We start from the raw sequence: 25,061 nt of genomic DNA, 5'->3' as shown, positions 1-25,061 counted from the left end.
CCCGGGACATTTCGGACACTAGTAAGACCCTTGTCAAGTCCGCAGCGCGAGCGCGAACCATTGACAACGGGTCGGATTACCAGTATCGCACACGAATGAACGGTCGGATGCATCCGGCCGAAAGTCGCGTCAGGAGCGCGAGCGCTTGTCGTCGTCACCTGGAGGACGAGTCGCGAGATAGCGCTCGAGCTCGGCCGCCAGCTCGTCCGCGCTGGGGAGGTCCCGCTCGTCGAAGCCGCCTTCATCGAACCGGTCGGTGTCCTCCGGATCGCGCCCAGCCATGTACGCGTCATAACGGTTCTCGAGCGTGTGCACCATCTGACGCAGCTCATCATTGCCCGCGACCTGCTCCTCGACCTTGGCGAGGAACTCGTCGCGGCTCTCGCGAAGATCGTCGAGCGCGAGGACGAGACCCGTCGCACCCATCACGCGATCTGCCGCGGCGATCACCGCCTCGGGGTTCTCGGTCTCTGCCAGGTAGTGCGGAACGAGCAGAACGAAACCGACGATGCGGTCGCCTCGTTCGGCGAATCGGTACTCGAGCAGGTGCCCTGCGGTTCCGGGCACCTGCGTCCGAGGGCGCCACACCGACAGGCTCGCGGTGATCTCCTTGCGATTGCCGCTCACCGTCGTGCTGATGGGGCGCGTGTGCGGAACAGGCATCGCGATCGAATGCACCCAGCTCACACCCGACACGGCGAATTCGTCGGCGAAGTCGAGGACGGACTGCGCGAAAGCGTTCCAGGCGAAGTCCGGCTCGTAGCCGGAGAGCAGGAGGAATTGCTGCCCCAGCGCGTCGTGCGCGACAGACAACTCGAGTCTGGCAGGGCGGTACTCGGTCAGGTGGTCCTGCTCGAACACGAAGATCGGCCGGCGCGCGCGGTAATCGAGCAGCACATCGTTGTCGTAGACCGCGATGGGCTGCGGGTCGGCGACGTCGCGAAGGTGATCGATCAGCCCCGACACTGCACTGCCGGCATCCGTGAACCCCGTCAGCAGGATCACAAGAGGCAGCCCGTGCGGGACGGCGGGTGCGCCTACGACGCGTTCGTACAGCTCTCCGGAGACGGGCATGACTCCATGCTACGAGCCGGAGCGGACCGGGGGCGCGGCTCGGTCTTGCTCAGAGCGAACACGGGCTGAGGCTCGCGGGGCACTCGATGCCTAGGATGGAACCATGACGCTTCCTGCGCTCTCGCACACCGATAATCCATTCCCAGGGAGCGCTGCCGACGCCGCAGTGCTCGTCGTCCCGGATCTCGAGGCGTTCCCCGATGCGCTGGACGCATACTCCGGATTGAAGGACGTGCTCACCGCCGTCGGATTCACCGGCGGCACCTCGTCGTTCACCCGCGTGCACGCGCCGGACGTCACCGATCTGCCGTTCGCCGTCGTCGGTGCGGGCAAGACAGCAGACGCCGCTGCGGTGCGTGACGCCGCAGGCGTCGCCCTCCGCTCCCTGACGGGCTTCGCGAACGTGGCATTGGCCGCGGCCGGTCCGCTGGAGGAGCACGCCGCCGCTGCCGCAGAGGGCGCCGCGTACGGCGGATACCGCTTCGAGGGGTACCGCGCCAAGCCCGGCAAGAGCCGTGCCGATGCCGTCACGATCCACAGCACGACCGTCGGCGATGCGGACATCGAGCGCGCCAGGGTCCTCGGGGAAGCCCTCGCCCTGATCAAGGACCTCGTCTCGGTGCCCGCCGAGTGGCAGAGCCCGGCAGACCTGGCGCAGAGCGCCGTTGATGCCGTCGCCGATCTCGACGTCGCCGTCGAGGTGCTCGACGAAGAAGCACTGGCCGAACAGGGCTTCGGCGGCGTGCTCGGCGTCGCGCAGGGGTCCGACCGTCCGCCGCGCGTCGTCCACCTCGACTACGCCCCCGCAGAAGCCGCGGCCCACATCGCGCTGGTCGGCAAGGGAATCACCTTCGACACAGGCGGTCTCTCGCTCAAGCCGGCGGCATCCATGGTGGGCATGAAGTTCGACATGGCAGGATCCGCGACCGTCCTCGCGACCCTCCGTGCGATCGCGGAGCTGCGACTCCCCGTCCGCGTCACGGCGTGGATGTGCATCACCGACAACATGCCCTCGGGCAGCGCGATCCGCCCCGGCGACGTGCTCCGGATGCTGGACGGCCAGACCGTCGAGGTGCTCAACACGGATGCCGAGGGACGACTCGTCCTAGCCGACGGCCTCGTCGCCGCCAGCCGAGAGAAGCCCGACGTGATCTTCGATGTCGCCACTCTCACCGGCGCGATCCTCGTCGCCCTCGGCCACCGCCACACCGGAGTGATGGGCGACGACGACGCGGTGGCCGAGTACCTGACTGCGGCCGAGTCTGCGGATGAGCTCGCCTGGGCGCTCCCCCTGCCGGAGTACATGGAGGACTCGCTCGACTCCCCGATAGCCGACATGATCAACGCCAACATGGGCGACCGTGCGGGCGGATCGATGTTCGCGGGGCTCTTCCTGCAGCGTTTCGTCGGACGCGACGGCGACGCGGACGACGCGCCTCGCATCCCCTGGGTGCACCTGGACATCGCCGGCTCGTCCGAGAACGGCGGTTCCCCGTACGGATTCACGGACAAGGGCGCTACCGGCGCGACCGTCCGCTCACTCGTCGCGTTCGCTGAAGCACGCGCCAAGGAGGCTCGATGACCACGCACACCTTCGACATCGTCGTTCTCGGCGGAGGCAGCGGCGGGTACGCCGCAGCTCTTCGAGCCGCCGAACTCGGCAAGAGCGTCGCCCTGATCGAGAAGGACAAGGTCGGGGGCACGTGCCTGCACCGAGGGTGCATCCCGACCAAGGCACTCCTGCATGCAGCGGAGGTCGCCGATCACGTACGTGATGCCGCGTCCGTAGGCATCGGCGCGACATTCGACGGCGTGGATGCCGCCGGGGTCCGGACGTACCGCGAGAACATCGTCGCGAAGAAGTTCAAGGGTCTCGAGGGTCTGATCAAGGCCCGCGGGATCACGACGGTCGCCGGTACCGGTCGATTGAACGCCGACCGCACGGTGTCCGTCGGCGACGATGTCTACGCCGGCACTGATGTCGTTCTCGCGACGGGCTCGTACAGCCGCTCACTGCCCGGTCTCGACATCGGGGAACGCATTCTCACCAGTGAGCAGGCGCTCGCGCTCGACGAGGTACCAGAGCGCGTTCTCGTGCTCGGCGGCGGCGTCATCGGCGTGGAGTTCGCCAGCGTGTGGCGCTCGTTCGGCGCAGAGGTCACGATCATCGAGGCGCTGCCGCACCTGGTGCCCAACGAGGACATCGCGCTGAGCAAGGGACTCGAACGCGCGTTCCGCCGTCGCGGCATCCAGTACTCGCTCGGAACCCGCTTCCAGACCGCGACGCAGGATGACGCGAGCGTCACCGTGACGCTCGAGGACGGCAAGACGTTCACCGGCGACTACCTGCTGGTGGCCGTCGGCCGGGGCCCCGCGACGGCCGACCTCGGCTTCGAGGAAGCCGGGGTCACGCTCGATCGCGGCTTCGTCACCGTCGACGACGAGCTGCGCACCGGCGTCCCCGGTCTCTGGGCCGTGGGCGACATCGTCCCTGGGCTCCAGCTCGCTCACCGCGGATTCCTGCAGGGCATCGCCGTGGCCGAGCGGATCGCCGGACTCTCCCCCGCGCCGATCCCCGAATCGCAGATCCCGAAGATCACGTACTGCAACCCAGAGGTCGCGTCCGTCGGCGTCTCGGAGGAGGCGGCCGTGAGCGAGCACGGCGCAGAGGCTGTCGTCGCGTACGAGTACAACCTCGCGGGCAACGGCAAGAGCGAGATCATCGGCACGACGGGTCTGGTCAAGGTCGTCCGCCTGAAGGACGGTCCCGTCCTCGGTGTGCACCTGCTCGGAGATCGTGTCGGCGAGCTCATCACCGAGGGGCAGCTCGCGGTGGCGTGGGAAGCTCACCCTGAGGACATCGCCCCGCTCATCCACGCGCATCCGACGCAGAGCGAGGCTCTCGGCGAGGCATTCCTCGCACTCGCCGGAAAACCATTGCACGCCCTCTGAACACCAACCGGTGTCAGGGTCACTAAGCTGAATACGTCATAAACATTCTTGAAGGAGACTCCGTCATGAGCACATCCGTGGTCCTCCCCGCTCTCGGTGAGAGCGTCACAGAGGGTACGGTCACCCGCTGGCTGAAGCAGGTCGGAGACACCGTTCAGGCGGATGAAGGCCTGCTCGAGATCTCGACCGACAAGGTCGACACCGAGATCCCCTCGCCGGTCAGCGGCGTCATCGAGGAGATCCTCGTCGCCGAGGACGAGACCGTCGAGGTCGGCGCGCTGCTCGCGCGCATCGGCGACGGCAGCGGCGCAGCGCCGGCATCGGATGCCCCAGCGGCAGCGGAATCCGCCCCCGCCGAGGCCCCTGCTGAGGCCGCCCCCGCTGAGGAGGCCGCCCCCGCGCAGGAGGCACCGGCCGAGCCCGCACCGACCGCAGAGGCACCCGCTGCTGAGGCGGCACCCGCCGCTGCCGCCGGCGACGCCACCGACATCCGTCTCCCCGAACTCGGCGAGAGCGTCACAGAGGGCACCGTCACCCGCTGGCTGAAGCAGGTCGGCGACGAGGTCGCCGTCGACGAGCCGCTGCTCGAGATCTCGACCGATAAGGTCGACACCGAGATCCCTTCGCCGGTCGCCGGCATCCTTCAGGAGATCGTCGCGGGCGAAGACGAGACCGTCGAGGTCGGCGGCGTCCTGGCTCGCGTCGGCTCCGGTGCGGCTCCCGCAGCGCCTGCCGCCGAGGCACCGGCACCGGCCGCTGAGCCGGCACCGGCCGCTGAGGCTCCGGCTGCCGAGGCTCCGGCACCGGCCGCTCCGGCACCGGCCGCTCCGGCCCCGCAGGCCGCTCCAGCACAGGCCGCTCCGGCACAGACTGCCCCCGCAGCCGAGCCGACCGCCGAGGACAAGGCCGGCGACGACAAGGGTTCGCTCTACGTGACCCCGCTCGTGCGTCGCCTCGCCTCGCAGCAGGGTGTCGATCTGTCGACGGTCACCGGATCCGGTGTCGGCGGGCGCATCCGCAAGGAGGACGTGCTCAAGGCCGCCGAGTCGAAGGGCGCGGCCCCGGCTGCAGCCGCGGCTGCTCCGGCCCCGGCTCCGCTCGAGATCTCGCCGCTGCGCGGCACCACGCAGAAGATGTCGCGTCTGCGCAAGGTCGTCGCTGAGCGCGCAGTCGCCTCGATGCAGCAGACGGCGCAACTGACCACGTTCGTCGAGGTCGATGTCACCGCTCTGGCGAACTACCGCAACAGCGTCAAGGACGATTTCCAGAAGAAGACCGGCGACAAGCTTTCCTTCCTGCCGTTCTTCACCCTGGCCGCCGCCGAGGCGCTGCAGGCGTTCCCGGTCATCAACGCGACAGTCGACGGCGAGAACATCGTCTACCCGGCGACTGAGAACATCTCGATCGCCGTCGACACCGAGCGCGGACTCCTGACCCCTGTCGTCCGCGACGCGGCGACGAAGAACCTCGCTCAGCTCGCTCACGAGATCGCGGACCTCGCCGCCCGCACGCGCGACAACAAGCTGAAGCCCGACGAGCTCGCCGGTGGCACGTTCACCGTGACGAACACGGGCTCGCGCGGTGCCCTGTTCGACACCCCGCTGGTGTTCCTGCCGCAGTCGGCGATCCTCGGCACCGGTACGGTCTTCAAGCGCCCCGGCGTCGTGACCGTCGACGGTGTGGATGCCATCGCCATCCGTTCGTACGTCTACCTGGCGATCTCGTACGACCACCGCATCGTGGACGGCGCGGACGCCGCGCGCTTCCTCGGCGCGGTCAAGGCCCGCCTCGAAGCGGCGAACTTCGCCGGCAACCTGGGCGCCTGAGTTCAGACACCGCTCAATCCGGCTGGTGCGCGACGTCGTAGACGTCGCGCACCAGCCATTTCTCTTCCCTGCGCTCGAGCACGAGCATCTGCGCGGTCGAGCTCTCGCCGGAATCGTCATCGGCTGAGACGAGCTTGATCACGGCGACATCTCCGTAGTCGTCGACGAGCGTTGCCACGCTCGCCTGAGCTCCACGCGTCGCCAGGCCGCTGTCGGGTGCGACGAGTCCGTCCACGAGAGCCGCGGGGCAGTCGGGGGCCGCCGCTTCTGTGCATTCGGCGATCACGTCGAGAAGGGCCGGTACAGCCGACAGGCCGTCTTCAGCGGGCGGGGTGGTCTCGGCCGGCGCTGGAGTCTCGACGGGCTTCTCCCCCGGATCTTCCACGGCGCCGGCGTCGCCCACGGTCTCCTGGTCGTGCGTCTCCGAGGCTGGAATCGTGAGCTGGGCGGCCTCCGCAGGATCGGCATCGTCGCCCTGTGGCCACAACAGTCCCACGGCGAGGATGACGGCCACGAGCGACCCGGCGAGGATCAGCGGACGCCGGTGCGAGCGCCGGGGCGCCCCTCGAGCCGATCCTGCCTTCGCCGCCGCCGCGCGGGTCCGCCCATCTGGGCCACGTTCACGCCGAACCCGCTCGCCCCTGGCCCGCTCGCTCCGGTCGCGCAGCGCCACGACCCGCGCGACGACTGCTGCGGGCGCTGCTCGCAGCGCTGCCCAGAATGAGTCCGGCTCGGCGCGCTCGACTGACCGGCGCATACGCACTCGCGACGCAGCATCCGGGGTCGCACGAGCCGAGCGACGCGAGGCGAGATCGGCGACTCTCTCCGGGGCGAACACATCCAGACGCAGTGCCCGCGGGGCGGCGATCGTGAGCAGCGCCTGCTCCCAACGCGCATCGTCGTCGACATGGTGCCGTCGCTCCCTGAGAGCCGAGGCGATCTCCTCGAGCACCCTCATCGTCGGGCGGTCGGATGTGTGATCGCCGATCCGGCCGATGAGGCCGGCGGTGTGGGCACGTGCGCTCCCGCCGTCGCCGATCACGAACAGCGGCCGCCCGTCGCCCGTGAGCCACCACTGGCCGCAGTTGTCCGACGCGCTGTCGCCGAGCTCACGAATGCCGCGGAGCAGACTCACGACAAGTGTGCCGAGCTCTCCGGCCGACAGCGGTTCGTCCGCGCCCCGCCGTCGTCCGAGGAATTTCTCCACCTGTTGCGTGCACCACGGCAGGAGGGCATCGTGCCCGTCTGCCCGTCGTCGCACGTCGAGAACGCCGCACACGTGCTCATCCCCGGAGTGCGCCCATCCACGCCAGTCGACGAGGTCGGCGACGTCGATGCAGACCGCGACCCCGTCATCGTGGCCGACCAACGCGCCGCTGAACGGGCCCTCCGCACTGCCGACAGCACGGATCAGACGGTGGGATCCCGGCACCAGAGCACCGCGATCGACATCGGCATCCATCTCAGTCATCGCATCATCGAACCGCACTGACGCCATCGCCCGCGCTGCGTCGGACGCGAATGTGCACAGCCTGCGACGCGGCATCGATGTGCAGAGCGAGTGCGCCGCCCGCGAACGCGCGCATCGGGGCGCGCCGGACTCGGTATCCTGGTACGCATGGCTAAGCGTGCTCCCGAACCCGAAAAGCGTCCTGGGTTCTTCTCCCAGATCAAGTCCCTCTTCCGGTTCACACGTGAGGTCTACCCGTGGCTGCCCTGGGCGCAGATCGGGATCCTCATCGGCGGCATCCTCATCGGGCTCGTCGTCGGCTACCTGATCCCGCCGTTCCAGATCTGGTCGCTCATCCTCTGGGCCATCACGGGTCTCATGCTCGGCGTGCTCGGCTCGCTCTTCCTCATGACCCGCCTGTCGACGACGGCGATGTACAAGAAGATCGACGGCATGCCCGGCGCGACGGGTCACATCCTCAGCACGAGCCTCGGACGCAAGTGGCAGGCCTCGGAGACCCCGGTCGGCATAAACCCGAAGACGCAGGAGGCCGTCTACCGCGCGATCGGTCGCGGTGGGATCGTCGTCGTGGGCGAGGGCGCACGAGGTCGCCTCACCCGGCTCATCAACGAGGAGCGCTCCAAGGCTCAGCGCGTCGCCAACGGCGTTCCCGTCAACGTCTACTACGTCGGTCACGGCGACGACGACGTCACGATCGCCGACCTCTCGAAGACGATCAAGAAGCTTCCCACCGCCATCGACAAGACGACGATGGCCGCAGTCATCCGTCGCATCGACTCCGTCTCGCAGTCCGTGAGCTCACTGCCGATCCCCAAGGGCATCGACCCGACCAAGGTCCGCGCCCAGCGTCCGCGCTAGCGGTCAGTTCAAGGGCTGCTTGGGGAGCCTGCGCACCTTCGCCCGTCGGCGCCGGCGCTCGGGGATCATCGACCGCATCTCGTCCAGCTTGCCGAAGCACAGCAGACGATCGTCGGCTTCGAGCACGACGTGCTTACGAGGGTTGGGGATGACGCTCACACCGCGGTGCAGCGTCAGAACGGTGATGTCGCGCTCCCAGAGGCCCGACTCCCCCAGGGTCTTTCCGACGAGCTCCACGGCGCTGTGCACACTCAGCTCGGCGACCCCGTAGCCCGTGGAGACGGTCAGCCGCTGGCGGACGTCGATCTCGGGGAAGGAGACCTGCCCGGCGATGTAGTCGATGATCGCGCCCGCGACGTCGAGCTTCGTCGCCTGCTCGATGCCCTGCAGCCCCGGTGACGAGTTCACCTCCATCACCAGCGGTCCGTCATCGCCCTCGAGCATGTCGACACCGGCGACGCGCAGGCCCATGATCTGCGCGGAGCGGACGGCGACCTCCTCGTACGCCGGGTCGAGCTGCACCGGCTCGACGCTGCCGCCGCGGTGCACGTTCGAGCGGAACTCATCCCCGGCGGCGACGCGTCGCATGGCTGCGACGACGCGGTCGCCGACGACGAGAGCGCGGATGTCGCGTCCACGGCTCTCGGAGATGAACTTCTGGATGAGCACGTTCTGCTTCGTCGAATGCAGCGTCTCGATGATGGCCTCAGCCACCTTGACCTGGGGCGCGAGGATCACGCCGATGCCCTGCGTGCCCTCGAGGAGCTTGATGACGACCGGTGCTCCGCCGACCCGTTCGATCGCCGGGCGGACGTCCGCCCGGTTGCGCACGAACGCGGTCGCCGGCATCGCGATGTTGTGTCGCGACAGGATCTGGCTCGCGCGCAGCTTGTCGCGCGCGCTGGAGATGCCGTTGGCCGTATTGGGCGTGTAGACGTCCATCTGCTCGAACTGACGCACCACGGCGGTGCCGAAGTAGGTGATCGAGCTGCCGATCCTGGGCAGGATCGCGTCGTAGTCGCTGAGCGGTCTGCCCCGGAAGTGCAGATCGGGCTCATCGGCTGTGAGATCGATCGCGAACTTCAGAGTGTTGAGCACCTTCACGTCGTGTCCGCGCTGAATCGCTGCAGCACGCAGCCGCTGGGTCGAATACGCCTGAGGGGCACGGGAGAGAACGGCGAGCTTCACGTAGTTTTCCTGCCAAGATGTATCGCGTGGTTAGGACATCTCATTCAAACACTCTTACGGGGTGGCGTGAATGGGTGAGCCTGCCCGATGCCGGTGTGGACTGGATCAAGGCCAAGATCGACACCGGTGCCCGCACGTCTTCGCTGCACGCCTTCGACGTCGTCGAATTCGACCGCGAGGACGAGGCGTGGGTGCGGTTCAGGGTCAACCCGTGGCAGGACACCGACGCGGATGCCACGATCGTCGAGTGCCCGGTCCATGATCGGCGCGAGGTGCGCAGTTCGTCGGGCCATACGCAGCAGCGACTTGTCGTGCTGCTGGCGATCCGTCTCGTCGACCAGCTCGTGGTGTCGGAGGTGACGCTGAGCAACAGGGATGAGATGGGCTTCCGGATGCTGATCGGTCGCGAGGCGCTGCGACGAGGCTTCATCGTGGATCCTGCCCGCTCGTTCCTGGGGGGACGAGCACCGAAGGAGACGCGCCGCCGCAATCGCGGGCGCGGCTGACCTTCGACAGGCTCAGAGACCGTTCAGGCCCTGATCAGCGCCGTGCCCGCAGCCTTGTCGTGGAGGCCTCGCTGGTCGGGATCCCAGATGACGGCGGGGATCACCACGGCGAGCAGCACGGTGCGCACGATGGGTCGCCACAGGCCGACCCAGGCGCCGTTGACCTGGACGACGCGCATGCCGAGGATGCGATGACCGGGGCTTCCGCCGATCGTCGGGATGAAGAGGATCTGCACGACGACGAAGATCACCAGTGTGGCCAGCGAGTCGTATTGGAAGAACGCGATCGAGAGCACGACGGCGGCGGCCCAGTCGATGGCCAGAGCGCCGATCCGACGACCGACACGGGCAGTGCTGCCCGGCCCCGCCGCGGGGTAGCCGAGGCGCTCTCCTGGATAGGTGTTCACCGCGTCTGCCACAACTCGATCCTACCGGCGGTCTGTAACATGGCGGAAACAAAGCGGACACGGGAGGGAAATCCCCTCGCCCTACTGTTCAGGAAGGCCTCAAGGCCCCGATCCGCGTCATCCAGGAGTGATACATGTTCACCGATTCGTCCGAGGTGCTGAGCTACATCAAGGAGAACGACGTCAAGTTCCTTGACATCCGTTTCACCGATCTGCCGGGGGTGCAGCAGCACTTCAACATCCCCGCATCGACCGTTGACGAGGCGTTCTTCACCGATGGGCAGCTCTTCGACGGATCCTCCATCCGAGGGTTCGCCAGCATCCACGAGTCCGACATGCAGCTCATCCCCGACGTGACGACGGCGTACGTCGACCCGTTCCGCGAGGCGAGCACCCTCGTGATGATCTTCGACATCTACAACCCGCGCACCGGCGAGATCTACTCGAAGGACCCGCGTCAGGTCGCCAAGAAGGCCGAGAAGTACCTGGCGTCGACCGGCATCGCCGACACCGCATTCTTCGCCCCCGAGGCGGAGTTCTACATCTTCGACGACGTGCGCTACTCGGTCACATCCGGCGAGAGCTTCTACAAGGTCGACTCCGAGGAGGCCGCGTGGAACACCGGCCGCGAGGAGGAAGGCGGAAACCTCGCCAACAAGACCCCGTACAAGGGCGGCTACTTCCCCGTCTCCCCCGTCGACAAGACGGCCGACCTCCGCGACGACATCACCCTGCGACTGATCGACGCCGGCTTCGTGCTCGAGCGCTCGCACCACGAGGTCGGAACCGCCGGCCAGCAGGAGATCAACTACCGCTTCGACACCATGGTGCACTCGGCGGACGACATCCTGAAGTTCAAGTACATCGTCAAGAACACCTGCGAGGAGTGGGGCAAGGTCGCGACCTTCATGCCCAAGCCGCTCTACGGCGACAACGGCTCCGGCATGCACACCCACCAGTCCCTGTGGAACGACGGCAAGCCGCTGTTCTACGACGAGGCCGGCTACGGCCAGCTCAGCGACATCGCCCGCTGGTACATCGGCGGCCTGCTCAAGCACGCCCCCGCTGTGCTCGCGTTCACGAACCCGACGCTGAACAGCTACCACCGCCTGGTCAAGGGCTTCGAGGCCCCCGTCAACCTCGTCTACTCGGCCGGCAACCGCTCTGCCGCGATCCGCATCCCGATCACGGGCTCCAACCCGAAGGCCAAGCGCATCGAGTTCCGCGCTCCCGACGCCTCCGGAAACCCGTACCTGGCCTTCGCAGCGCAGCTGATGGCTGGCCTGGACGGCATCAAGAACCGCATCGAGCCGCACGAGCCGGTCGACAAGGACCTCTACGAGCTGCCGCCTGAGGAGGCGAAGAACATCCCGCAGGTGCCCAACTCGCTGCTGGACTCGCTCGACGCGCTGCGCGATGACCACCAGTTCCTCCTCGAGGGCGGTGTGTTCACCGAGGAGCTCATCGAGACCTGGATCTCCTACAAGATCGAGAACGAGATCCTGCCGATCGCCCAGCGCCCGCACCCGTTCGAGTACGAGCTGTACTTCGGGGTCTGATCCTCGAACGCCGAGAGTGACGCCGGCCCTCACCCAAGGTGAGGGCCGGCGTTCCCTCGTCAGCAGGGCTCGGGATACCCTTTCAACATGGGAAGACTGAAGTACGACAACACCGCGGGTCCCATCCACATCGAGGACGAGACCCTTGCTCATCTCAAGGTGATCATCGCGACGAAGCTGCGTCGCCAGGAGAGCTTCATGATGACGTGGTCACCGATCGACGGCGGCCCCGACAAGCGCATGACTGCGTGGATCCACCCTTCAGTGCCCCTGCTGTTCTCGTTCGACGACGAGGAGGCTCCGGCGATCGATCCTCAGCGCCTTGAGGAGATGATGCACGCGACGAACGCGACGGGCGAGCTGGTGCTCGACCACCTCACCCGTCCCGCGGACTGAGCGGCGCTCAGAGCACGCGCAGCGCGCCGGCCTGAACGCGCACCTCGAACGATGACACGGTGCCGACCTCCTCGCCGTCCACCTCGAACTCGAGGGGACTCGCGAGCTCGACCCGCACGCGCTCGGCGGAATGGAACCGCGTCGAGTCCGTGCTCACCGCCTTCTCACCGCGGGTGAGCAGCCGCCGTATGCCGTTCTCCCACACCACCGACCGCACGGTGTCCAGCCACTGCACGGCGCCGTCGGCGCTCACCAGCAGCAGGTCGAGCAGTCCGTCGTCGAGCTTCGCGTCCGGAAGCAGCCGCAGACCGCCCTGCACCATGCCGCAGTTGCCGATGAGCATCGTGTGACCGCGGAGTTCCCTCGGCTCCTCGTCATCGAGGGCGACGGTGATGTCGGTCATCTCGGTACCGGCCATCGCCCGACCCATCGCCTCGACGTAGGCGAGCCATCCGGCTCGAGCCTTCAGGTCGTCATCGGTCTCCACGAGCATCTGCGCATCGACGCCGAACCCGACCATCACCGCGAACGCGCGCTCGTCGTCGTCGATGCGCACCCACCCGAGGTCGATGCGCCGTGACTCCCCCTCGTTGATCCGTCGCAGAGCTGCGGGGACGTTGTCCAGCGGCACCTCGAGGTTGCGGGCGAGCAGATTGCCCGTGCCCTGCGGAACGATGCCGAGCGCGACGTCCGTCCCCGCGAGAGCCTCAGCGACCGCACGGACGGTGCCGTCGCCGCCGACGGCGATCACCGTCGTGCAGCCGGCCTCGACGGCCTCCAGCGCCATCCCACGGCCGGGGTCGTCGGCCGTGGTCTCCCACCACCGCACGTCTGCGTCGGCAGCGTCAGCAGCCAGGTGCTCCTCCACGGAAGGCCGCAGAACGTCCCCGTCGATCTTGGACGGGTTCCAGATGATGCCGTACGAAGTCGCAGTCATGACGTCAACCGTAGAACAGCTGCTCGAACACGCGCCGTGCGCGGCGTGTCGTTCCGAGGTAGTCCTCCTCGACGGCGCTCGCTGAGCGCTCCGGATACCCGAGGAGGCGCCCCAGCGCGTCGAGCTCCCGTCGATCCCATGGCAGCTCGTCGCTGGTCTTCCCGGTGCGCAGCGTGATCGCCGAGCGGAGCCTGCTCGCGAGCCGCCAGGCATCATGCAGCAGTTCAGCATCGTCGGCTTCCACGAGATCGGCGTCCACGGCTGCCTGCAGAGCATCCAGCGTCGACGTCGTCCGGAGCCCCGGCACCCGGTGCGCGTGCTGCAACTGGATGAGCTGCACGAGCCACTCCACGTCGCTGAGCCCGCCTGGACCCAGCTTCAGATGACGGTGCGGATCGGCTCCCTGCGGCAGCCGCTCCCCTTCGACGCGCGCCTTGATCCGCTTGATCTCGCGCAGGCCCTGTTCATCGACCTCTTCCGGGTAGCGGATGCTGTCCGCCATCGCCATGAACCGCTCGAGGAGCCTCGTGGTCCCGGCGACGCCCCGAGCTCGCAGCAGCGCCTGCGCCTCCCAGGAGACCGACCAGCGCCGGTAGTACTCGGTGTACGCGGTCAGAGAGCGCACCACGGCGCCGTTTCGGCCCTCTGGGCGGAGGTCCGCATCCAGATCCAGCGGCACCTTGTTGTCGGTCAGGTGCTCGCGCAGCCCGGCGACGATCTGGCGCGCCAGCTGCTGCGCCCGATCCGGGTCTATGCCGCCCGGGTCGTAGACGTACAGGATGTCGGCGTCCGATCCGAACCCGAGCTCGGCGCCGCCGAACCGGCCCATGCCGATGATCGCGAACTCGAACGCTTCGTCCTCGGGGGGCACGACCTCGCGGCGAACGGCGCGGAGCGCCGCTTGGATCGTCGCATCCGTGATCGCGGTGAGCGATGCGGCGACCTCCTCGATCGTGACGACGTCGAGCACGCCGCCCATGGCGGTTCGCAACAGTTCGCGACGGCGGAGCGCCCGCACCGCCTTCAGGGCGGAGCCGACGGAGCCGTGCCTGGTCTGGATCGCCCTGGCCTCCTCGTCGAGCTGCTCAGGGCTCCGAGGGCGCAGGCGCTCGGCTCGATCGAGCCAGGCCACGGATTCGGGGATGCCCTCGAGGAGCTCGCCGATGTAGCGCGACGACGACAGCAGCATCGTCAGGCTCTCCGCCGCGCCGGACGAGTCGCGCAGCATCCGCAGGAACCAGGACGTGTCGCCGAGGCGCTCGCTGATCCGGCGGAAGGCGAGCAGTCCGTAGTCCGGGTCGCTGCCGTCGGCGAACCAGCGGACCATGATGGGCATGAGGTGACGCTGGATGGTGACCTTGCGGCTGATGCCGGATGTGAGCGCACCGATGTGACGCAGTGCGCCGGCCGGGTCGCGGAACCCGATCGCGGAGAGGCGGTCGTGCGCCTGCTCGGTGGACAGCGTCCGCTCCTCCTCCGGGAGGCCTGCCACGGCGCTCAGCAGGGGCCGGTAGAACAGCCGTGTGTGGATGTCGCGCACCTCCCGCCGCACGCGCTCCCAGAGGCCCCAGACGCCCTCGGCGGAGTCGGCCAGGCCGCTCGCCCTTGCCAGCTCGCGCTGGCCATCCTGGGTCCGCGGCATGAGGTGGGTGCGGGACAGGTCCTTCAGCTGCAGGCGATGCTCCATGAGGCGCAGCGTGCGGTAGTCGGCGGCGAAGGCTGCGGCATCCGCACGTCCGATGTAGCCGCCGGCGACGAGCGCATCGAGGCTCTCCAGCGTGCCGCGGGTGCGGAGACTCGGATCGGTGAGACCGTGCACGAGCTGCAGCAGCTGCACGGTGAACTCGATGTCGCGGAGTCCCCCGACGCCGAGTTTGAGCTGGTACGGCGCGTCCTCGGGGTCGACGTGCTCCGTCACGCGCTCGCGCATGCGCTGGACGCTGTCCACGAAGTTCTCCCGAGCGGCGCTGGACCAGATCTTCGGCTGCACGGCCTCGAGGTACGCCGTGCCGAGCGCCTCATCGCCGGCGATGGGGCGCGCCTTCAGCAGCGCCTGGAACTCCCAGCTCTTCGCCCAGCGGTCGTAGTAGGCCAGATGCGAGCCCAGCGAGCGCACAAGCGCTCCCTGCTTGCCCTCCGGGCGCAGGTTCGCGTCGACCTCCCACAACGCGGGCTCCACCTCGATGCCGGAGATGCCCTGGATCGTCTCCCGTGCGAGCCGGGTGGCGATGTCTATCGCACGCCCTTCGTCGAGCTTCTCCTCATCGGCCGTGCCGCCGACGAAGATGACGTCGACGTCGCTGACGTAGTTGAGCTCTCGCGCCCCGGACTTGCCCATGCCGATGATCGCCAGTCGGGCCGACGCGACGTCCTCGGCGGGGAAGGACGAAGACACGCGGGCCCGCGCGACCGCGAGGGACGCCTCGAGCGCGGCCCCGGCCGCATCGGCGAGCGCCGCGGAGATCGCGGCGATCCGCGATGCCGGCTCGGGGGTCGTCAGATCGATCGCGGCGATCTCGGCGAGCGAGCGTCGGTAGGCGATCCGCAGGGCCACCCATGCCTCCTCGCCCCCGGAGCTCGCCACGCCGTCCACAGCCTCGACGGCTGAGAGCATCCGCTCTCGGAGCGTCGGTGCGCTGGGGACCAGCGGGCCGATGTCGGCGAGGATCGCGAGCTCCGCCGGATGGCGGTAGAAGAAGTCGGCCAGTCCGTTGGAAGCGCCGAGCACGCGCCACACGATCGTGCGGGTCTCCCTGTCACCGAGGAGCGAGCGGAGCACGGTCGCATCACGTCTCGCGATCCGCAGCATCCGCTCGACGGCCGCGTCAGGATCAGCAGCGACCGCGCCGTCCAGGAGCTCGGCACCGTCGATCCCGAGCAGCGATGAGAGCTCGTCGACGTCCGCGGCTCCCGTGCTCAGACCCGTGAACCCGAGTCGCGCCAGCGCCGACCGCGACAGGGCAGATTCTGATCGAGCCATCCGATCAGAGCAGCTCGAGGTTGCTCTTCAACTCGAACGGCGTGACCTGACCCCGGTACGCCTCCCACTCCTTGCGCTTGTTCAGCAGCACGTAGTTGAAGACCTGCTCGCCCAGGGTCTCGGCGACGAGCTCTGACCCCTCCATGAACTCGAGCGCGTGGTCGAGGCTGGCCGGCAGCGACGAGTATCCGAGCGCGCGGCGCTCGGCATCGCTCAGCGACCACACGTTGTTCTCGGCCTCTGCGGGCAGCTCGTACTCGTTCTCGATGCCCTTCAGGCCCGCGGCCAGCAGGAGGGCGTAGGCGAGGTACGGGTTCGCCGCCGAGTCCAGTGCCCGGTACTCGACGCGGGACGACTGGCTCTTGTTCGGCTTGTACATCGGCACGCGGACGAGGGCGGACCGATTCGCGTGCCCCCACGTGACGAAGCTCGGCGCCTCGTCGCCGCCCCACAGCCGCTTGTACGAGTTCACGAACTGGTTGGTGACGGCGGAGATCTCGTGGGCGTGCCGCAGGAGGCCGGCGATGAAGTGACGGCCGACCTTGGAGAGCTGGTACTTGGCCCCCTCTTCCCAGAACGCGTTCTGGTCGCCCTCGAACAGAGACATGTGCGTGTGCATGCCGCTGCCTGGTTGATCGCTCATCGGCTTCGGCATGAACGTGGCGTACACGCCCTGCTCGATCGCGACCTCCTTGACGACCGTGCGGAACGTCATGACGTTGTCCGCCGTCGTCAGCGCATCGGCGTAGCGGAGGTCGATCTCGTTCTGACCGGGGCCGCCCTCGTGGTGACTGTACTCGACGGAGATGCCCAGATCCTCGAGCATCCGCACCGAGCGCCGACGGAAATCGTGCGCCGTGCCGCCCGGCACGTTGTCGAAGTACCCGGCCGAGTCGACCGGTACCGGCCCCTCGGGCCCGATCACAGACGACTTCAGCAAGTAGAACTCGATCTCGGGGTGCGTGTAGAACGTGAACCCGGCATCCGCGGCCTTCGCGAGCGTGCGCTTGAGCACGTTGCGCGGGTCGGCGACGGCGGGCTGGCCGTCGGGCGTGGTCAGGTCGCAGAACATGCGGGCCGTCGGATCGATCTCGCCGCGCCACGGCAGGATCTGGAATGTCGTGGGGTCGGGCTGGGCGAGCAGATCGGACTCGTACGTGCGGGTGAGTCCCTCGATCGCCGAGCCGTCGAAGCCGATGCCCTCGGCGAAGGCGCCCTCGACCTCGGCAGGGGCGATCGCGACGGACTTGAGTGTTCCGATGACGTCGGTGAACCAGAGTCGGACGAACTTGACGCCGCGCTCCTCGATTGTGCGGAGCACGAAGTCCCGCTGCTTGTCCATGCTCATATGAGGCCGCTACTTCCCATCCACGTCACTGGCCCTGCGCCAGTCGTCGTCGATCCGCTCCTCGACCGCCCAGGCCTCCGAGCGCTCGCGCAGCGTCTGCAACGCGTTCGAGGCCGCCTCGGCGGTGTCGAAGGGCCCGACACGATCGACGGACGGTGAGATGTACCCGTACTCGACCTCGCCCGAGGTCGTGTTGTACCAGTACTTGCGCTCGCCGCTTGACATGTACGAATCTTCTCCCCGAGACATGGCGTATCCCTTCGTAAAGGCTTTGTCACGATCCTAATGGCGACACCCGCTCTCGCTAGGCTATTGCGCATGGCAAAAGCGATCGGCGTCGACATCGGCGGCACAGGCATCAAGGCAGGAATCGTCAACCTCAAGAAGGGCACGCTCGAGTCGGATCGCATCCGCGTCGACACCCCGAAGGGCGCGTCGCCTGAAGACGTGCTGAAGGCCGTGCACGAAGTGCTCGATACCCTCGGCGTCCGCGACTCCGATCTCCCGCTCGGAGTGGCGTTCCCCGCCATCGTCAAGCGCGGTCGCACCCTCTCGGCTGCCAACGTCTCGAAGGAGTGGGTCGGCTTCGAGGCCGAGAAGTTCTTCGAGGACGGCCTCGGCCGCGACATCACCTTCGTCAACGACGCGGATGCCGCCGGCATCGCGGAGTCGCGCCACGGAGCGGCCCGCGACACCGACGGGCTCACGATCATGACCACGCTCGGCACCGGCATCGGCTCCGCATTCCTCTACGACGGCGTCCTGCTGCCGAACACCGAGCTCGGCCACCTGCTCTACGACGGCACCACGATCGGTGACGCGTCGATCGAGAAGTGGTGCGCGTACTCGGCGATGGAGCGCGAGAACCTCAGTTGGGAGGACTGGTCGGCTCGCCTGCAGGTGTTCTACAAGCTCGTCGAGTTCCTGTTCAGCCCCGACCTGCTCGTCGTCGGCGGCGGCGTATCGAAGCACCCGGAGAAGTTCATCCCGCTGCTCGAGCTCGACACCCCGATCATTCCGGCCATCCACCGCAACTCGTCCGGCATCATCGGCGCGGCGTCGCTCGCGGCCGACTGACAGGTCGACGGGCTCAGCGACCAGTCGGTTGCTGAGCCCGTCGTGGTGCGAATGGGGCGGCCTGTACGCCGGGTTCTGTTCCGGGGCCTCTCTCGAGGACTCCCTTCGACGGCCATCTCTCTCGGCGACACGTTGCCGTGCCGCTCCAGCGGTCTACCCGAGGACTCGGCGAGCCGCGTCATCATCCTCTGTCTGACCTTGCTCCGGACGAGGTTTACCTGGCAGGCCGTGTCACCACGGCCCCCGGTGGTCTCTTACTCCACCCTTTCACCCTTACCCCACGCGCCGAAGCACGTGCGGCGGTCTGCTCTCTGTGGCACTTTCTCGCGGATCACTCCGGGTGGGCGTTACCCACCGTCCTGCCCTGCGGAGCCCGGACGTTCCTCGGTGCGGTCGCCCGCAACGCGACCGTCCGGCCGCCCCATTCGCACGTTCAGTCTACTTCTCGGCGCTCTATTTCTCGGCCGTGTGCACGATGCGGAGGTCGAGCGGCACATCGATCGGGAACGTCCCGAACAGGCGGCGCGTCGCGACCGCCGCCGCCTCGCGCACGGCGGATGCCGCGGCATCCGCCTGCTCCGCCGGCACATGCAGGATCACCTCGTCGTGCAGGAAGAACGCCAGATGCGCGTGCCGGGCGAACGGACCGGATGCCGGTGCCGGTGTCTCCGCCTCCGGAAGCTGTCGCAGACGATGACGGATCTCGGCGAGCCAGATGAGCGCCCACTCGGCGGCGGTCCCCTGGACGACGAAATTGCGCGTGAAGCGTCCGCGGTCGCGTGCTCTGGCCCGTGCGCGCTTGACGTCGGCGGGGTCGACGTCCGCTCCCGTCGCCGCGGCCTGTTGAGCCCGCCAGTCGGCGTCCGGCTTGGGAGATGACCGGCCGAGCCAGGTCGAGACCACTCCACCGTCCTCGCCCAGGCGAGCAGCCTCGTCGACACGATGCATCGCCCGCGGATACACTTTGCGCAGGCGGGGCACGAGACGGCCGCTGTCACCCGTGGTGGCCCCGTACATCGCCCCGAGCACCGCGTACTTCGCCTCTTCACGCGTAGCCACCGCACCGGACGCGACGACCCCGGCGTAGAGGTCCTGACCCCTCGCCGCCTCGGCCATGGACTTGTCCGATGCCATCGCAGCCAGCATCCGCGGTTCGAGCTGGGCCACGTCGGCGACGACGAGCATCCACCCTGGGTCTGCGCGCACGGCCGGTCGCAGCATCCGGGGCACCTGCAGCGCTCCCCCTCCCGAGGATGCCCATCGCCCCGTGACGACGCCACCGGGGATGTACACGGGACGGAACCGCCCCTCTCGCACCCACTCCGTCAGCCACGCCCAGCCGTTCGCGCTCATGAGCCGCGAGAGCTTCTTGTAGGCGAGCAGAGGTGCGATGACCGGGTGCGAGATCTCGCTGAGCTCCCGCTGGCTGGTCGACTCGACGTTGACACCGACCCGATGCAGGGCACGGAGAAGCTTGACGTGGCTGTCGAGGTGGAGGCCCGGATCACCGAGGTGGAACCGCACGGCGTCGGCGTAAGTGGCCATGTGCGCCGGCATCCCGCCGCCGGACGGGCGGGCACCGAGCACCTCGGTCAGAATGCGTTCGTGCTCGGCCGCATCCCATGGAAGCCCGCCGGCCCGCATCTCCTCGGCGACGAGTCCACCTGCGGATTCGGCGGCGCACAGCAGCGCGAGCCGCCCTGTGCGGTCGGAGTCGATGACCCGCTGCTGCGCCTGGTACTGCTCGAGGAGCTCGTCGACGGATTCCGGTGTGCTCCGATCGTCGGCGTCGAACAGCGCGGGTTCGCCGGCCGCCGGCTCGTGCGGCAGCCATTCAGGCGAGGGTGCGAGCGGGCGCGCGACCACGTCGGTGTCGCGGAGGATCGCGTGGCACAGCAGCAGATCGTGCGTTTTCGTGAGCTGGACGCCCGCCATCAGAAGCGGCGGATAGAGCTCCCGCGCGCTGCGGATCACCCACCGGGGGTGCTCTCGCACCTCGACCCGTCCGACCCACTCGGCGACCTCTGCTGCCGGGACGTCCGTCGTCTCGAGCGCAGCGCCGTCCGGCGCGAGGCGCACCGCGATGACGGCCGAGCCGATCTCGGCCAGCAGGATCCGGGAATCGGCTGCCGGCCTGATGCTCACAGCCCTGATTCGTCGGTGCGCACGAGGATCGCACCGCACTCGGGGCACGAGACGACGGCATCCGGTGCGGCCTGCCGGACCTCGTTGAGATGCGTGCCGGAGAGCATCATGCGGCAGCCCTCGCACGTGCCGCGGCGCAGCAGTCCGACGCCGATGCCGCGCGAAGCGCGACGGGTGTACTCGGCGAGCAGGTCAGCGGGGACGTCGGCGGTCACGGCATCGCGGTCGCGCGTGAGGTGCTCGATCTCGGTGGTCGCCGCCGCGATCTGCGCCTTCGCCTCAGCCGTGAGCTGCTGCCCCTCGGCGGTCGTCGTATCGATGAGCGCCTGCTGCGTGGCGACTGCAGCCTCGGCATCCTCCAGTCGACCCATGACGTCGAGCTCGGCGTCCTCGAGATCGCTGATGCGCCGCGCGAGGCTGGCGAGCTCGTGCTCGAGGGCCTGGGCATCCTTGGGGTTCGTGGAGCTCGCGAGGCGGTCGGCATCCCTTGTCCTGCGCTGCTCGGTGACCTTGACGTCGGACTCGAGTCTGGTCAGCTCGGTGCGGATGTCGTCACGCGCGCCTGTCAGCGCGGTCAGCTCACGGAGCTGTTCCTGGCGTTCCTTGGCGAGCTCGTTGATGCGCGCGCCCTGGGCGGGAGCGGTTCGCTGTCGCTCGGCCTGCTGAAGGCGTCGATCGAGGTCTGCGACGTCGAGAAGGATGCGCTGGTGCTCGGGGCTGGCGTTCACGATTCCAATGTACCGCTCACGTACATCCACGCCCTCTTCCCGCCGGCGTTCTCGCGGACGAACCGGCTGCGCTCCCGCATCGATCCGCGAGTGGCGCCTTCTCGGTAGAACGCCTCGAACGCGACGACGCCGTCCGAGTCGAACGGCCCGCCGGCGGTGGTCTCGATGATGTCGAGCCTGATCCAGCGGGTCTCCGAGTCGAACTCCAGCTCGGCGGGCCTGGTCGTTGGATGCCACGACCGCAGAAGGTATGCGGCATCGCCGGTCGCGAACGCGGTGAATCGCGAGCGCATGAGTCGCTGGGCCGTCGGCGCGGCGATCGTGCCGTCCAGAATCGGGCCGCAGCACGCTTCGTAGGTGTCTCCGGAGGTGCAGGGGCAGCGCATGCGTCAATCATGCCTGCACCAGTTGCAGAGCCCGTACGCTGGAAGGATGACAGCTCTTCCCGTCCGCACTGCGCACAACGGTTTCACCCTCCCCGCGATCGGACTCGGCACGTACCGCCTCAACGGCGAGGCGGGTGCCGCCGCGATCGCCGCAGGAATCGACGCCGGCTACCGCCTGGTCGATTCGGCGTTCAACTATGAGAACGAGGGTGCCGTCGGCCGTGGCGTCGCGGACGCCGCGACCGATCGCTCAGCGGTGATCGTGACCACGAAGCTCCCTGGTCGGCACCACCCGACCGACAAGGCCAGGACGAGCATCGAGGAGAGCCGCTTCCGCCTCGGGGTCGACGCGACCGATCTGCACCTCATCCACTGGCCGAACCCGAGTCAGGACGAGTACGTGCAGGCCTGGGCTGCGCTCGTCGACGCGCAGGAGCGCGGCATCGTCCGCCAGATCGGCGTATCGAACTTCCTCCCCGAACACCTGGAGCGCATCGAGCGCGAGACCGGTGTGCGGCCGGTCGTGAACCAGATCGAGGTCCACCCGTACTACCCGCAGGCCGAGCAGATCGCGTACCACCGCGAGCAGGGCATCATCACAGAGGCCTGGAGCCCGATCGCCAGGGCGAAGGCGCTCCTCGCCGAGCCGGCGATCGTCGAGGTCGCTGACTCACACGGCATCAGCCCGGCTCAGGCCGTGCTCGCCTGGCACGTGGCTCGCGAGGTGGTGGCGATCCCGAAGGCGTCGTCGATCGAGCACCAGACGGCGAACCTCGACGCGGCGTCCGTCGTCCTCGACGACGCGGAGGTCGAGGCGATCAGCGCTCTCGGCCGTGCGGACGGGCGCATGTTCGACGGAGACCCCCGCACCCACGAGGAGTCCTGAGCCAAGACGCTCCTGAGCGCGGTGCGCTCAGATCACCGAGGTGAGGACCCCGCCATCGGCGCGCAGAGCGGCGCCGTTCGTGGCGGATGAGAGCGGACTCGCCAGGTAGAGCGCGAGCGCGGCGATCTCCTCCGGAGTAGGTCGGACCGCCCAGGATCGTGTTCACTGTGACCCCCGTGCCGCGGGTGAGCTTGGCGAGGCCATTGCTGAGGGCCAGTGCCGCGGCCTTCGTCACCCCGTAGTGCACCATGTCCGCTGGGACGTTCACGCCGGACTCTGTGCCGATGAATACGATGCGCCCCCACCCGCGATCGAGCATGCGCGGCAGCAGACCGCGAGACAGCCGCACGCCGCTCATGACGTTGACATCGAAGTACCGCTGCCAGTCCTCATCATCGATATCGCCGAACGCCGACAGTTCGAAGAGGCCGACATTGTTCACCAGGATGTCGACCTCGCCGAGTTCGTCGAGCATCCGCTGTACCTGCCGTGGGTCCGCGACGTCGGCGACGATCCCCGAGACCGGCGCATCAGGATCGCCTGCCTTCAGGTCGCGGAGCGCGCGGTCGACCCTGTCGCGGTCCCGCCCGTTGATGACGACGGATGCTCCTTCCGCGAGGAGACCCCGCGCGATCGTGAATCCGATCCCCTGCGTCGACCCGCTCACGAACGCTCGCCGGCCGTTCAGTTGCAATTCCATGATACTCCATTCACTTTCCCAGTCAAGTGTCACTCTATCAATATCACTTGACTGGGAAAGTAACGTAGTCTGCTGGCATGACGGATCAGACTTCTCGCGCGACCCTCACAGGCGATGACCTGGAGACCTGGTCGTCGCTGGCGACTGTCCTGGAATGGCTGCCAGCCGCACTCGACGCTCAGCTGCAGGTGGACTCGGATGTGACTCACTTCGAGTACGGGATCCTGTACGCCCTGGGCGATGCTCCGGAGCACCGGCTTCGGATGAGCGTGCTCGCGGGCTACGCGAACAGCTCGTTGTCACGTCTGTCGCGCGCGGCCGCACGCCTGGAGAAACGCGGCTGGATGCAGCGGATGCCGGACCCGACCGACGGCAGGTACACGCTCGCGATCCTCACAGAGCCGGGTCTGGCCCAGGTCGAGCGGGCCACGCCCGGGCATGTGCGCACGGTGCGTCGCCTCGTCCTCGATCCGCTGACATCGGCACAGAGGAAGCAACTGCTCGAGATCAGCAGACGCGTACAGCACGCGATCCGCGGTTCGTCAGGGTGGACTCCGGCAGCGACGGAATAGTCCCCCGGCGACGCGGCTTGCATCACGTATGAGAGCAATCGTCTACGCGAGCAAGGGCGACTCCGCGACGCTCACGCTGACCGAGCGCGAAAAGGCAGAGCCGGGCGCGGACGAGGTCCGGGTGCGGATCCTCGTCTCCGGCGTCAACCCCACGGACTGGAAGGCCCGTGCTTCATCCGGAGCGCCGATGCCGTTCGACGAGGTCGTTCCCAACCAGGACGGTGCGGGAATCGTGGATGCCGTCGGCGACGGGGTCACGGGGTTCAAGGTCGGAGACCGCGTCTGGCTGTTCCTCGCAGCGCATCAGCGTCCGACCGGCACCGCTCAAGAGTTCACGGTGGTCCCCGCCGCCAGAGCGGTCCGCCTCCCCGAGGGGATCGAGTTCGACGTCGCTGCGAGCCTCGGCGTCCCAGCGATGACCGCGCACCGTGCCCTGACCGTCCACGAGTTCGGCCCGTCACGCCTGTCGTCCGGAAGCCTGACGGGTCGGACCGTGCTCGTCCACGGCGGCGCCGGCGCCGTCGGGCACGCCGCCATCCAGCTCGCGGTGTGGGCGGGAGCCACGGTGCTCACCACGGTCAGCAGCGATGACAAAGAGCGTCTGGCGCGTGCAGCAGGCGCTCATCACGTCTTCCGATATCCAGACGACCGTCTGGCCGAGCGCATCCTGTCGGCGGCCCCCGACGGCGTCGATCAGATCGTGGAGGTCTCCCCCGCGATGAATGCCGAGCTCGACGTCACGGTTCTGGCCAACCACGGCTCGATCGCGTTCTACGCGAACGACAAGGGCGAGTCGTTCACGGCACCCATCATGGCGAGTTTCGCGAAGAACGCCCGCTGGCAGGGACTCCTGTTGTACACGGTGGGCGACGAGGCGATGGCTGCCGCCGCCGATGACATCACCGCGGCGCTCGCGGACGGCGCGCTTCCCGTCGGCGCGGACGCCGGGCTGCCGTTGACCTGGTTCTCGCTCGACGAGACGGCGGCAGCGCACGATGCCGTGGAGAGCGGCGTGATCGGCAAGGTGCTCATCAGAGTGGCGTCCGACGATGCATGATCGAGTGC

General features: G+C 68.1%; 23 protein-coding genes and 1 other RNA gene. 11 read left to right on the top strand and 13 right to left on the bottom strand.

The annotated features are described in order from the left end of the window. Window positions 1–129 precede the first annotated feature (129 nt). Entirely contained in the window at window positions 130–1,074 is a 945-nt protein-coding gene (locus KHB019_RS01790) for a proteasome assembly chaperone family protein (RefSeq protein WP_337457970.1), read from the bottom strand. Window positions 1,075–1,177: 103 nt separating this feature from the next. Between KHB019_RS01790 and KHB019_RS01785 the strand changes: the two genes are divergently transcribed. The 3 genes from KHB019_RS01785 to sucB all read left to right on the top strand — a co-directional run bounded on the left by KHB019_RS01785 (window position 1,178) and on the right by sucB (window position 5,852). After that, entirely contained in the window at window positions 1,178–2,656 is a 1,479-nt protein-coding gene (locus KHB019_RS01785) for a leucyl aminopeptidase (protein WP_337457969.1), read from the top strand. Next, window positions 2,653–4,026, top strand: a complete 1,374-nt coding sequence (gene lpdA / locus KHB019_RS01780; protein WP_337457968.1) for a dihydrolipoyl dehydrogenase — start codon at window positions 2,653–2,655, stop codon at window positions 4,024–4,026. The genes KHB019_RS01785 and lpdA overlap by 4 nt, the downstream gene beginning before the upstream one ends. Before the next feature lie 65 nt (window positions 4,027–4,091). After that, entirely contained in the window at window positions 4,092–5,852 is a 1,761-nt protein-coding gene (gene sucB, locus KHB019_RS01775; RefSeq protein WP_337457967.1) for a 2-oxoglutarate dehydrogenase, E2 component, dihydrolipoamide succinyltransferase, read from the top strand. A 13-nt stretch (window positions 5,853–5,865) separates the two neighbouring features. Here the strand turns inward: sucB and KHB019_RS01770 are convergent, their stop codons facing one another. Then, window positions 5,866–7,323, bottom strand: coding sequence for a hypothetical protein (locus KHB019_RS01770; protein WP_337457966.1), 1,458 nt, complete (start codon window positions 7,321–7,323; stop codon window positions 5,866–5,868). A 147-nt stretch (window positions 7,324–7,470) separates the two neighbouring features. Here KHB019_RS01770 and KHB019_RS01765 point away from each other — a divergent pair, with 147 nt between their 5' ends. Further along, complete coding sequence (locus KHB019_RS01765; RefSeq protein WP_337457965.1) at window positions 7,471–8,181, top strand: DUF4191 family protein; 711 nt, start codon at window positions 7,471–7,473, stop codon at window positions 8,179–8,181. A 3-nt stretch (window positions 8,182–8,184) separates the two neighbouring features. Here KHB019_RS01765 and KHB019_RS01760 read toward each other — a convergent pair whose 3' ends face one another. After that, a complete protein-coding gene (locus tag KHB019_RS01760; protein ID WP_230102770.1) occupies window positions 8,185–9,369 on the bottom strand; it encodes a RimK family alpha-L-glutamate ligase in 1,185 nt (394 codons plus the stop codon). 17 nt (window positions 9,370–9,386) lie between these two features. On the opposite strand from KHB019_RS01760, the gene KHB019_RS01755 reads away from it, so the two are divergent. Then, window positions 9,387–9,875, top strand: coding sequence for an ATP-dependent zinc protease family protein (locus tag KHB019_RS01755; protein WP_230102771.1), 489 nt, complete (start codon window positions 9,387–9,389; stop codon window positions 9,873–9,875). Window positions 9,876–9,898: 23 nt separating this feature from the next. Here the strand turns inward: KHB019_RS01755 and KHB019_RS01750 are convergent, their stop codons facing one another. Then, a complete protein-coding gene (locus KHB019_RS01750; protein ID WP_230102772.1) occupies window positions 9,899–10,294 on the bottom strand; it encodes an RDD family protein in 396 nt (131 codons plus the stop codon). A 122-nt stretch (window positions 10,295–10,416) separates the two neighbouring features. On the opposite strand from KHB019_RS01750, the gene glnA reads away from it, so the two are divergent. Together glnA and KHB019_RS01740 are read left to right on the top strand one after the other, a co-directional pair. Beyond that, the gene (glnA, locus tag KHB019_RS01745; protein WP_230102773.1) at window positions 10,417–11,841 is read left to right on the top strand and encodes a type I glutamate--ammonia ligase; all 1,425 of its coding nucleotides are present in this window, start codon (window positions 10,417–10,419) and stop codon (window positions 11,839–11,841) included. Between the two features lie 87 nt (window positions 11,842–11,928). Then, complete coding sequence (locus KHB019_RS01740) at window positions 11,929–12,237, top strand: DUF7882 family protein (RefSeq protein WP_230102774.1); 309 nt, start codon at window positions 11,929–11,931, stop codon at window positions 12,235–12,237. A 7-nt stretch (window positions 12,238–12,244) separates the two neighbouring features. Here KHB019_RS01740 and KHB019_RS01735 read toward each other — a convergent pair whose 3' ends face one another. From KHB019_RS01735 to KHB019_RS01720, 4 genes are read right to left on the bottom strand one after another with little or no spacing between them, the layout of a single operon-like run. Continuing rightward, window positions 12,245–13,174 carry a diacylglycerol/lipid kinase family protein gene (locus tag KHB019_RS01735; protein ID WP_230102775.1) on the bottom strand — a complete coding sequence of 310 codons (930 nt, stop codon included), beginning with the start codon at window positions 13,172–13,174 and terminating at the stop codon, window positions 12,245–12,247. A 4-nt stretch (window positions 13,175–13,178) separates the two neighbouring features. Then, a complete protein-coding gene (locus KHB019_RS01730) occupies window positions 13,179–16,154 on the bottom strand; it encodes a bifunctional [glutamine synthetase] adenylyltransferase/[glutamine synthetase]-adenylyl-L-tyrosine phosphorylase (RefSeq protein WP_337457964.1) in 2,976 nt (991 codons plus the stop codon). Window positions 16,155–16,158: 4 nt separating this feature from the next. After that, on the bottom strand, window positions 16,159–17,496 hold the full coding sequence (locus KHB019_RS01725; protein WP_230103117.1) for a glutamine synthetase family protein: 1,338 nt from the start codon (window positions 17,494–17,496) through the stop codon (window positions 16,159–16,161). Between the two features lie 15 nt (window positions 17,497–17,511). Next, the gene (locus KHB019_RS01720; protein WP_230102777.1) at window positions 17,512–17,727 is read right to left on the bottom strand and encodes an SPOR domain-containing protein; all 216 of its coding nucleotides are present in this window, start codon (window positions 17,725–17,727) and stop codon (window positions 17,512–17,514) included. 93 nt (window positions 17,728–17,820) lie between these two features. Between KHB019_RS01720 and ppgK the strand changes: the two genes are divergently transcribed. Beyond that, on the top strand, window positions 17,821–18,579 hold the full coding sequence (gene ppgK / locus KHB019_RS01715; protein ID WP_230102778.1) for a polyphosphate--glucose phosphotransferase: 759 nt from the start codon (window positions 17,821–17,823) through the stop codon (window positions 18,577–18,579). Window positions 18,580–18,627: 48 nt separating this feature from the next. On the opposite strand, the gene rnpB is transcribed toward ppgK, so the two are convergent. The 4 genes from rnpB to KHB019_RS01695 form a co-directional block, all read right to left on the bottom strand. Beyond that, an RNA gene (gene rnpB, locus KHB019_RS01710) (RNase P RNA component class A) lies at window positions 18,628–19,003 on the bottom strand. A 29-nt stretch (window positions 19,004–19,032) separates the two neighbouring features. Beyond that, entirely contained in the window at window positions 19,033–20,724 is a 1,692-nt protein-coding gene (locus KHB019_RS01705) for a bifunctional 3'-5' exonuclease/DNA polymerase (protein WP_337457963.1), read from the bottom strand. Further along, complete coding sequence (locus tag KHB019_RS01700; RefSeq protein WP_337457962.1) at window positions 20,721–21,452, bottom strand: zinc ribbon domain-containing protein; 732 nt, start codon at window positions 21,450–21,452, stop codon at window positions 20,721–20,723. The genes KHB019_RS01705 and KHB019_RS01700 overlap by 4 nt, the downstream gene beginning before the upstream one ends. Further along, window positions 21,449–21,838, bottom strand: a complete 390-nt coding sequence (locus KHB019_RS01695; RefSeq protein ID WP_337457961.1) for a YchJ family protein — start codon at window positions 21,836–21,838, stop codon at window positions 21,449–21,451. The genes KHB019_RS01700 and KHB019_RS01695 overlap by 4 nt, the downstream gene beginning before the upstream one ends. A gap of 46 nt (window positions 21,839–21,884) precedes the next feature. Here KHB019_RS01695 and KHB019_RS01690 point away from each other — a divergent pair, with 46 nt between their 5' ends. Continuing rightward, window positions 21,885–22,724 (top strand): aldo/keto reductase, encoded by an 840-nt coding sequence (locus KHB019_RS01690; RefSeq protein ID WP_337457960.1) that lies wholly within the window; start codon window positions 21,885–21,887, stop codon window positions 22,722–22,724. Here the strand turns inward: KHB019_RS01690 and KHB019_RS01685 are convergent. Beyond that, window positions 22,657–23,424: an SDR family NAD(P)-dependent oxidoreductase gene (locus KHB019_RS01685; RefSeq protein WP_443193182.1), complete on the bottom strand. Its 768-nt coding sequence runs from the start codon at window positions 23,422–23,424 to the stop codon at window positions 22,657–22,659. The two genes, KHB019_RS01690 and KHB019_RS01685, sit on opposite strands and share 68 nt — an antisense overlap. Window positions 23,425–23,501: 77 nt before the next feature. On the opposite strand from KHB019_RS01685, the gene KHB019_RS01680 reads away from it, so the two are divergent. Then, entirely contained in the window at window positions 23,502–23,996 is a 495-nt protein-coding gene (locus KHB019_RS01680; RefSeq protein WP_337457959.1) for a MarR family winged helix-turn-helix transcriptional regulator, read from the top strand. A gap of 28 nt (window positions 23,997–24,024) precedes the next feature. Further along, a complete protein-coding gene (locus KHB019_RS01675; RefSeq protein ID WP_337457958.1) occupies window positions 24,025–25,053 on the top strand; it encodes an NADPH:quinone reductase in 1,029 nt (342 codons plus the stop codon). Window positions 25,054–25,061 lie beyond the last annotated feature (8 nt).

The sequence above is a fragment of the Microbacterium sp. KHB019 genome, from assembly GCF_037285405.1.
GTDB lineage: Bacteria > Actinomycetota > Actinomycetes > Actinomycetales > Microbacteriaceae > Microbacterium.
The sequence above is the reverse complement of the archived record's forward strand: the minus strand, read 5'-3'. Positions and strand labels throughout refer to the sequence as shown.